This window comes from Halochromatium sp. (genome assembly GCF_054919635.1).
The window spans coordinates 1-3338 of sequence record NZ_JBUDPI010000379.1; the positions used below are offsets into that span (position 1 = coordinate 1).

A 3338-nucleotide genomic window follows, 5' to 3' on the forward strand; every position below is an offset into this window, starting at 1 on the left:
GCCAACAATCTCTCGCTGTGGCAGCGGATGTCGTGGTCGTGGGACTGGCGGCGTCCACCGGTCTCGCGAGCAGGGCATCCGCTTTCCTTGGCACCATGCTCGCAGCCTACGCCCCCGACCGTTCTGCAGTGCTCAGGCCGTCTCTGTGGCACGCAGCTCGGCGCGCTTCTTCTCGATCAGCTCGGCATCACACTTAGGGCAGAACTCGTGCTCGCCGGCCAGATAGCCATGGGTTGGACAGACTGAGAAGATCGGCGTCACCGTGATGTAGGGCAGTCGGAAATTGGTCAGCGCCCGCTGAACCAACCGCTTGCAGGCATCGGTGGAGCCGATGCGCTCGCCCATGTACAGATGCAGCACGGTGCCGCCGGTGTACTTGGTCTGCAGCTCGTCCTGTGCCGCCAGCGCCTCGAAGGCGTCGTCGGTATAGCCGACCGGCAGTTGCGAGGAATTGGTGTAATAAGGCGTGTCCTCGGTGCCGGCCTGCAGGATGTCAGGGAAGCGTTTCTTGTCCTCGCGGGCAAAGCGGTAGGTCGTGCCCTCGGCCGGCGTCGCCTCCAGGTTGTACATGTGCCCGGTCTCTTCTTGGAACTCGACCATCCGCGCACGCACGTGATCAAGCAGACGGCAGGCGAAGGCATGGCCCCACTCGGTGGTGATGTCGTCGGTATCCGCCGTGAAGTTACGGATCATCTCGTTGATGCCGTTGACGCCGAGCGTGCTGAAGTGATTCCGTAGGGTGCCGAGATAGCGTGTGGTGTAAGGGAACAGCCCAGCGTCCATGTGGCGCTGGATCACCTTGCGCTTCAGCTCCAGGCTCTTCTTCGCCAACTCCATCAGCTCATCGAGTCGCCGCAGCAGCCCGGCCTCATCGCCACGATGGGTATAACCGAGCCGCGCGCAGTTGATGGTGACGACGCCGAGCGAGCCGGTCTGCTCGGCCGAGCCGAATAGGCCGTTACCACGCTTGAGCAGCTCAGTCAGATCGAGCTGCAGCCGGCAGCACATCGAGCGCACCATGTTGGGCGAGAGCTCGGAGTTGAGGAAGTTCTGAAAATAGGGAAGACCATATTTTGCAGTCATCTCAAAGAGATACTCTGCATTCTCGCTGTCCCAGGGGAAGTCCTCAGTGATGTTGTAGGTCGGGATCGGGAAGGTGAAGATGCGTCCCTTGGCATCGCCCTCGGTCATCACCTCGATGTAGGCCCGATTGATCATGTCCATCTCGGCCTGCAGCTCGCCGTAGGTGAACGGCTGCTCCTCGCCACCAATCACCGGCACCTGCTCGCGCAGATCCTCAGGACAAACCCAGTCAAAGGTGAGATTAGTAAACGGGGTTTGGCAACCCCAGCGCGACGGCACATTCAGGTTATAGATCAACTCCTGGATGTACTGCTTGACGCGCGGGTAGTCGAGTCCGTCGACGCGGACATAGGGCGCCATGTAGGTATCAAAGCTCGAGAACGCTTGAGCACCGGCCCACTCGTTTTGCAGGGTTCCGAGGTAGTTGACGATCTGGCCAATCGCGCTCGACATATGGCGCGGCGGGCCAGCCTCGACCTTGCCCGGAACGCCATTGAGTCCTTCGGCCAGCAGGGTGCGCAACGACCAGCCTGCGCAGTAGCCAGCGAGCATATCCAGGTCATGGATATGGATGTCGCCCTCGCGATGCGCCTCGCCAACCTGCGGCGGGTAGACGTGCGAGAGCCAGTAGTTGGCGATCATCTTGCCGGAGGTATTTAGGATCAGTCCGCCGAGCGAATAGCCCTGGTTGGCGTTGGCCGCGACGCGCCAGTCGGAGCGGTCCAGGTACTCGTTGATCGAGCTTGAGACGTCGACCAGGGTGCGGCGGTCGGCACGCAGCTTGGCGCGCTGCTCGCGGTAGACGATGTAGGAGCGCGCGGTCTCGAAATGATTGGCGCTGATCAGGGTCTGCTCGACGACATCTTGGATGCCCTCGATGTCCGGACTACGGCCCTCGCCATAGCGATGTGCCAACACCTTGACCACCTGTGCGGCCAACAATTGCGCTTCTAGCTCGCCGAACTCCCCTGTCGCTTGCCCGGCGCGCGCGATCGCGGACTGGATCTTCGATGCATCAAAGGGAACCTGCTCGCCGTCGCGCTTCGTGACTTGCGTCGGCAGTGTGAGCAGCGCAGGCGCGGCGGCGGAGGTCGACGTCATAGCGGGCTCCCTGAGGCTCAGATACAAGATATTGTGTTGATCAGTATATTAGACACTATATCTTGCGAAAGCTCGCTTCGATTCTCCCTTGACCGGCGTCAACTAGATCGCTGCTCTTTGAACAAGGCGTATTGACAGCGAGGCACTCGTGCGCTGAGACCGCGGCCCTTCCCGCTTCGCCCTAGCACCAAAGCGCTCACCGAGGCATCACAAGCGAAGCGCTGGGGGCTTTGGGCCACGCCTGGGTGGAATCCACCACGGTTCGGACCACTCCCAGCCATCTGCACCTTGACCAGTCCGCATCAAAGCACCCGCAGCCAGCAATCGAGGGGGCCGTTGACGGGAACGGTGATGTGGCCAGTGATAGAGCCAGTGATGTGGCCGATCCTGGGCCGCTAGCGCCGGCGATCTTGAGGGCTCAGACCTCTGCTGCGTATCTGCTGGCACGTCTTCTGGCGCGGACCTTGCTGCACCTGCAGGGACCACACCCGGTCGATCGGCTGGTCACCTGCAACCGCAACCGAGCAACGACAGCTGCGCCCATGGAGCGCCCGCCTCACGTCCGGTAAGCGTATCAATTGACGCATCAACCGCTCGACCGTGCCGATTCATCAGCCCCGAAGGAGCAACACCATGGCACATGAACTCCCTGACCTCCCCTATGCCGAGAATGCCCTCGAGCCGCGCATCTCCAGCGAGACCCTGTCGCTGCATCACGGCAAGCATCATGCGACCTACGTGAACAAATTAAACGGCCTCATCGAAGGCACCGAGCTGGCCGACGCCTCATTGGTCGACATCGTCAAACGCGGCACCGGCGGCGTCTTCAACAACGGCGCCCAGGCCTGGAATCACGCCTTCTACTGGAACTGCATGAGTCCGAGCGGCGGCGGTGATCCGCAGGCTGAGCTTGCTGCGGCCATCGAGCGCGACTTTGGCAGCACTGATACCCTACGCGACCAGTTCTCGACCGCGCTGACGACATTGTTCGGCTCTGGTTGGGTCTGGCTCGCCAAGGACGATGCAGGCAAGCTCAGCATCGTCAGCGCCAGCAATGCCGATAACCCATTACGCGACGGCAAGACGCCAATCCTGACTTGCAGGGCGAGCGCATATAAACTAGCGCTGCAACATGCATCTGAGGCATCCTTCGA

At 61.4% G+C, this 3338-nt stretch carries 2 protein-coding genes; one reads left to right on the plus strand and one right to left on the minus strand.

Features of this window, described 5'->3' with window-relative positions; genetic code table 11:
- Nucleotides 1–132 precede the first annotated feature (132 nt).
- Entirely contained in the window at nt 133–2184 is a 2052-nt protein-coding gene (locus ACY693_RS16890) for a ribonucleoside triphosphate reductase (protein ID WP_462322976.1), read from the minus strand.
- 633 nt (nt 2185–2817) lie between these two features.
- Here ACY693_RS16890 and ACY693_RS16895 point away from each other — a divergent pair.
- The coding region (locus tag ACY693_RS16895) for a superoxide dismutase (protein ID WP_462322977.1) at nt 2818–3338 on the plus strand (521 nt) is incomplete at its 3' end.